A 6359-nucleotide genomic window follows, 5' to 3' on the forward strand; every position below is an offset into this window, starting at 1 on the left:
GCTCTTGTAAGTTTCATGTCTTCATCTGCTAGAAAGATTGAGTTTATCGGTTAAATCGTTCAAAGTATAGGGAATATTTGGTTTCTTATCTTTTCAAAACTCTTCAATTTTTCTTCAAATTGTTGTATAACTTGCTTTATTGGGATTAAATTCTTTCATTTTTTACTCTTTTTTGCACATTAAAATTGCTATTATTTAATGAATATGATTAAATAAAAGAGTAATAAAAACTATGAAAGAACCATCGCGGTTCTTTTTTATTATCTATATTTTACATCAAAATAAAAAAAGTAAACTTAATTACTTTATTTTTCATAAACAGCTTTAAGAGACAGAATTTACTTATTTTTTATTAATTTAATTATATACTTATAAAAATAATTGTCAATAATTTTTAATTTAATGTTATAAATATTTTAAAAAGAATTGGAGACAGAAAAATGCAAAAATATACACATGTAAAATATGATGAACGAAATTTATTTAAAGATTTATTGTTATCTGATAATTGTAAAAAGAAAAATGGCAAGATTAACTTATCTGAAATAGCAAGAAAAATGGGTCGCGGGATTAATACCGTTAAAAGAGAAATCAAGCGATTTAAAAAGATAGAAGATTATATAGCAGTTGAAGCACAAAAAGATTACAAACAAAAACGAAAAAAGTGTATTAAAAAACTGCCAACATTTACAGAAGAACAACAAGAATTTTTAAATTTACGATTTAATATTTTTGGTGATTCACCATCAGAAATTATTCATCGATTTTTAATAAAATTTGGCATCAAATTTCCTGCATGTCTTAAAACATTTTATAAATGAATTTATTTAGGTCTTTTGGGTTTGTTAAAGAAAAATTTATTAAATGGTGGTAGAAGAAATAGAACAAAGAAAAGACCTGATAATCGTGGAAAATTAGATGAAAGATTTGGGTCAATTTGAGATATTGAAAATAAAGAGACTAATGTTGGTTGATTTGAAATGGATACGATAGTTGGTAAAGACCATCAATCTAGTTGTTTAGTATTAGTTGAGCAATCAAGCAAAAAATACTTTGCAATGAAATTAGAAGAACATACTGCTAATGAAGTTTTAGAAAAACTTGAACATATAGTTAAAACTAATAATTTATTTGGAAAAATTAAAGGAATAATAACAGATCGTGGAAAATAATTTAGTAAATTTGAAGAAATGGAAAAGATTGCTGGTGCTAATGTTTATTATTGTGATCCGGGTTCACCAAAACAAAAACCCTTAATTGAAAGAATGAACCGTGAATTTAGAAAACGATATATTAAGGGAACAGATTTTAATAATGTTAGTCAACAAGAAATAGAATGAGTAGTTAATGTTATGAATGAAAAATTAAGGCCTTGTTTAAATTGAAGAACATCTAAAGAAGTATTTTCAGAGAATTTTAAATAAGTTTATTTGAAGTAATTTAATAAACTATTTTTCAGTATGCTTAAATATGCCATAAATAGGGTAAATTTACAAATATTTTATTTTTTTTGAAAAAATAGTTGCATTTATTTTAAAGAGTGTTATTATCAAAATAACAAGAAACATAATTTGCTGCTTGAATTTACACAATACATGATAAAAAAACAAAAAAATTAGAATCTGTTCCTCGTGGCGTATGTAATAAATTTCATACTAAAGAAGGATTAACTTACATTACTTTTACTTTTAAATATATTTTTTGATCAGATAATAAAATTCATTATCATCTTAATCAAACTAATTTATTAAAATTTACTGATATTGAATTATTAACAATTCGCAATAAGAATCATAGTTAGCAAAGCTAACTATTTTTTATTTAATTAAGTTTTCAAATTAAAATAAAGGTATAATATAACTAAATGAAAAAAAGGTGGCGAGAACAATGGTTAAATATGCAATTATTGCAAATGATTATCAAGAATCAACACAGTTAGTTAATAAAATTAGTAAACTTTTACAAGAAAATCAATTAAAAGAAGATCTTAGTAACCCACAGTATGTTTTTATCATTGGCGGGGATGGAACTTTATTAAGAGCGGTTAATAAATTTCAAGATATTATTGATAAAGTTTTTTTTATTTTAATTAAATCTGGTTCATTAGGATTTTATGCCAACTATGATGAAAATACTTATCCTAAAGCAATTATTAATAATAAAGTTCATATTCGCCAAATGCCATTATTAGAAATTAAATATAATGGTAATCTTATTCGCTATGCATTAAATGAAGCAAAAGTTGTTGACCATGTTAAAACAATTCGTACTGACATTTATGTTAATAATGATTTATTGGAGCATTTCCGGGGAAGTGGGCTTGTTTTTGCAACTAAAACTGGTTCAACAGGTTATATGCGAGCAATTAATGGTTCCATTATTGCATCTAATATTTCCACTCTATGGCAATTAAAGGAAATTGCTCCGGTGGCAAATTCAACTTTTTCCACAATTAACGCTTCAATTATTTTAGACCAAGATCAAATAATAAGGTTAAATGGTGAGTTGAAAGGAAAAAGTTTAGTGATTGATACTTATGAATCAGAAATTTTAAGTTCCGATGTAGAGTTAAAAATTAGTCAAAAAACATTGAACTTATGCTATGATAAAGAAAATGATTTGAGTCTAATTGCGAAGATGAAGTTATTATTTGCTCATTGCAATGATAACAGAGGAGATGATTAATAATGCAAACTGAATATATTATTATCATTGTTGTGGCAATGATTTTAATGCTGTTGTTTATTTTAATGATGATTTTTCGGAAAAAGATTTTTAATTTTCAAAAAATTCTTGTTCCAAAACAAGCGCTTTCTTTTTCTATTAATGATTTAATTAATATTTTAGGAACAAAAACAAATATTACAATGGTTAAAGCAACCTTAACTCGGTTGCGAGTAACAGTAAAAGATTTAGACGAAGTTGATTTGGTTTTGTTAAAAACTAAATTTAAATTAAAAAATATTGATATTGTTGCCCAAACTGTTATTTTGCCATTTGGCAATATCAGTTTAGCAATAAAAGATGAAATGAATAAAATTATTGAAACATAATTATTACAATTTTTTATTATTGTTTATTTTTATCTGCAAATAATTTGTTAAAAGCACTTTCGTGCTTTTTTTTTTGTTACTTTTAAGAGATAATTTAATTATAAAGTGGAAGAAGAATTGCAATGATATTTGAAGAGTTTATTTTTTATGTGCCAGCGTTAGGACGATTAAAGCAACCTTTCAATAAAAAATTTAATAAAAATCGACGCCACTATAAAGACAGACATGAAGAAGCAAGGAATGGCGGAAGACAATTATATAATGATTGAAAAAATAAATTAACAAAAAATGAGAAAAATGAATTCAAAGAGTATTTGGAACAATATACCGGAAGTCATTATGAACCAATTAATGAATATTTACGAAAGACAAATGGAAAAATATATCATGATATTGAAGCTATTCCAACTGAACTTAAATTTACAAAAAATGATTTAAAGAAAGTTAATGATAAAATTTTAAAATTAGATAAATCATTTCAAAAAGCAAAAACAAATGAAAAATTAGTTGTTTTTCGTCGGGTTAGTGGCTATCAATTTTCAGACCATGACCTTAATTTACGTGATGCAAATAATAAAATTAATCGTGATTTATTTACGAAAATTCGGCAAGACTATACTGGTGAAAAATTTACGCAACATAGTTTTTTAAGTAGGTCTTTATCAAAAGACCCTCATAAATAATATTCTGGGGAGCGTTATCCAATTTTATTAAGAATTATTTTACCAAAAAGAACAAAAGCAATTTATGTTGATGAAATTAGTAGGTATTATGGTCAAAATGAATTATTGTTAAATCGTGGTTATACCTTTCGTTATCATAACTTCCTTATTGTTAAAGATAAAACCACGGGTAAAGAAAGTATTAAGGTTGAGGTTTCTTTAGCACGAGAAGATAAAAAATTTTAAATAATAAAGCAAAGAATGAAAAGGAGAAGTAAATATTATGGAAAAAAATACAGATATTGATAATAGTTAAGCAACATAATATTAAGCAACAAAGTTCTTGCCTTAACAGTGATTGTGAGCATGCGTTAGATAGTGATGATGATGGCATTCCTGATTTTTGAGAAATCAATGGTTATACAGTTGAAGGGGGATTAATTGTTCCTTGAGATGATAAAAAACACAAACCAGGTAAATTTATAAAATATAAATCAGACCCGTATAATAGTCATACCACGGGAGATCCTTATTCGGATGATGAAAAAGTATTAGGAAAAATTGATCAAGGAGTTTTACCAGAAGCACGTCATCCGCTTGTTGCTGCGTATCCTAAAATTGTAGTAATGATGAATAAAATGATTTTATCTAACAATTTTAATGTTACAAATGAGCAAGGGAGATCAGTTGGCCAACAAAAAAGTAATACTATTAGTGTTTCAACTTCTGGTAGTAATACTGAAGCAACAACTGTTGGAGCATCGGTTTCAGCAGAAATTTCTTTTTTTTCGAGTCTTTCTGTTAGTACTAATATTTCACATGAATGATCTAGTACGGTATCTTCTGAACATTCTAGTTCTAATACATCATCGCAAGAACAGGGGCAAACATGAACACATTCATTAGGAATTAATACTTCTGAAGTTGCATTTTTAAATGGAAATGTTAAGTATTTAAATGTTGGAACAGCGCCAATTTATGAAGTTCGTCCAACGCTTAATTTTGTATTAGGAATTGGTGAATTATCAAATACAATTGCTACAATTATTGCAAAAAGTAATACTACAGAAAATGTCATTTTACCAGGAGCAATTTTCCCTGATAAAGTTCAAAATTCAATTGCTTGAAATACCATTGATGATTTTAATTCACAGCCAATTAAATTGAATTATGAACAAGTTGAATCATTACAAACTGGTGTCCCGTTACAGATTCAAACAATTCAAACATCAGGATTGTATAAAACATATACTACTGATATGTTACCAATGGTGAATGAATATCAAAAATGAGAACATATTATGGTGGATATTTATAATCGTACTGCTTGTTTAACCTTAATTTTTGAAAATGGTGATATTCAAGAAAGACGGGTTTCTGCTCGCAAAGAAGATAACTATGATGGCCAATCCTAACCAGAATTGACTTTAGGTGAATCATTTGAAATTGCTTTTAATAATGCCAAAGTTAATAATGATGTTTTAGTTTATAACAATACTAAGTTTATCTTGCAAGGTAATATTGATATTATTTTAGATGAAAGAACTTTAGTTTTATTAAAAAAACAAATTAAAAAATATGATTTGAAAAATCTTTTTAATATTAGATTAATACAAGGAATGAAAATTATTTTTAAAGAAAATAATGACAAAGACATATGGTTAATAGATATTTTGCTGAAATTCGTTCAATAATTGAGAAAAAAGTTCATGTTTTAGCACTTATGTTAGTTGCATGTACCAAAGTTGGTGATAGCAAAGATGAGAGTAACAACTCTGAAAGTAACAATGATTTAGCAAAAATTAAAATAATTGAAGCACCAGAAGAAATGACTGTTATGGATCCAATAGCAGTTACAAAAGCTGAGATTAAAATAGTATTAGATCCAATTGTTTTATCAGCGGTACAATGAATTAATAAAACGGCTACAACAGCTGATTTTACTTATGATGTTTTTAAAGATAAAGATGGTAGTGAATTAGAAACTGTTAATTTACAAGATAGTAAAGTTGATGTTTATGTTCAAATTGTTGCAGCGCAGGATAGTATGGTTGTTATTGGCAATACCGGATATATTAAAGTAACTTTACCACAACTTATAAAAATAGAAAAAGTCGATATTTCTTCTCGCGAGGGTACTATTCCATATAGTGCTTTAGAAATTAAAGCAGCGAATCCAAATGCGACAACTATTAATGAATTAGAAAAAATTAATATTGAAGCAACGCTTGTTGCTAAAGTGCTAAAAATTGTGAAAGATATAGTAGAAGCAGTAATTGCTGAAGATTATACAATTACAAATAATGCTCATCCAGGTGATTATTCAAAGCAACAAGAAGTCATAATTTTAGTTAAAGCAAAAGACACTTCAAAATATATTTCTGGAAAATTTGCTTTTAAGGGTTATGTAAAAGCTATCAAATAATATTTTCATTTTATTAAAAAGATTAACACGATAAAAAAGTAGAGTGCACCCCAAAAAGTAAGTATTAGTAAAAAAGGTTTATAAACTTTTATTTATTATATCCTTTTTTTTGCGGCTTGAATATCATTTATTTCATTTTTTAACATCATTAATATATTCGTCATGCGATAAGTAAATATTGTTATGAATTGTTGCTTTTTTTAATAAAGAATGAAAACT

5 protein-coding genes and 2 pseudogenes are annotated in these 6359 nt (G+C 26.4%); all 7 read left to right on the top strand.

Translation table 4 applies throughout. From position 1 onward, the window contains the following. The first annotated feature begins 440 nt into the window (after positions 1-440). The 7 genes and pseudogenes from D9R21_RS03880 to D9R21_RS08345 all read left to right on the top strand — a co-directional run bounded on the left by D9R21_RS03880 (position 441) and on the right by D9R21_RS08345 (position 6140). Positions 441-1424: pseudogene (locus D9R21_RS03880) on the top strand (IS30 family transposase). Between the two features lie 463 nt (positions 1425-1887). Then, positions 1888-2685 carry a diacylglycerol kinase catalytic domain-containing protein gene (locus D9R21_RS03890; protein WP_126821179.1) on the top strand — a complete coding sequence of 266 codons (798 nt, stop codon included), beginning with the start codon at positions 1888-1890 and terminating at the stop codon, positions 2683-2685. 2 nt (positions 2686-2687) lie between these two features. Next, positions 2688-3053: a PTS transporter subunit EIIB gene (locus D9R21_RS03895; RefSeq protein ID WP_126821180.1), complete on the top strand. Its 366-nt coding sequence runs from the start codon at positions 2688-2690 to the stop codon at positions 3051-3053. A gap of 122 nt (positions 3054-3175) precedes the next feature. Then, a pseudogene (locus D9R21_RS03900) lies at positions 3176-3961 on the top strand (ADP-ribosyltransferase). Between the two features lie 56 nt (positions 3962-4017). Continuing rightward, entirely contained in the window at positions 4018-5130 is a 1113-nt protein-coding gene (locus D9R21_RS03905; protein ID WP_241568734.1) for a binary toxin-like calcium binding domain-containing protein, read from the top strand. Between the two features lie 6 nt (positions 5131-5136). Next, positions 5137-5409, top strand: a complete 273-nt coding sequence (locus D9R21_RS08340; protein WP_241568735.1) for a hypothetical protein — start codon at positions 5137-5139, stop codon at positions 5407-5409. Beyond that, the gene (locus D9R21_RS08345; protein WP_241568736.1) at positions 5373-6140 is read left to right on the top strand and encodes a spiralin lipoprotein; all 768 of its coding nucleotides are present in this window, start codon (positions 5373-5375) and stop codon (positions 6138-6140) included. The genes D9R21_RS08340 and D9R21_RS08345 overlap by 37 nt, the downstream gene beginning before the upstream one ends. Positions 6141-6359: the final 219 nt, after the last annotated feature.

It is taken from the genome of Spiroplasma endosymbiont of Megaselia nigra, assembly GCF_003987485.1.
GTDB lineage: Bacteria > Bacillota_I > Bacilli_A > Mycoplasmatales > Mycoplasmataceae > Spiroplasma.